Here is a 260-nt window from a genome sequence, read left to right on the forward strand (position 1 = left end):
AAACGACGCGGCACATCAACCCACGTCACACACTGGGCCTTGTTCATGTGTGACGTGGACTGACGTGATGACGAAGCTTTCCCCACATGATAAATCTGCTGTCATAGCACTGACCATGGTCCTAGAACCTGAACGTTTGCCACTGCACTTTACACTTAGAGCACTTCATGAAGACGGAACATCTTTTTTTAAAGAAAAACATTTTCTTAGTCTTTGTCAAAAGTTTTTGTGGTGCGAGTCTAGGAGCAAATCACAGGGAT

Annotated in this window: 1 protein-coding gene; it reads left to right on the top strand. The window is 44.6% G+C overall.

What is annotated here, in order from left to right; genetic code table 11:
• Nucleotides 1-67: 67 nt before the first annotated feature.
• Nucleotides 68-260: hypothetical protein (locus IEQ44_RS17310; protein ID WP_227487667.1), on the top strand; the 193-nt coding region annotated here is incomplete at its 3' end.

Source organism: Nocardioides malaquae, from assembly GCF_015070385.1.
GTDB classification, from domain to species: Bacteria; Actinomycetota; Actinomycetes; order Propionibacteriales; family Nocardioidaceae; genus Nocardioides; species Nocardioides malaquae.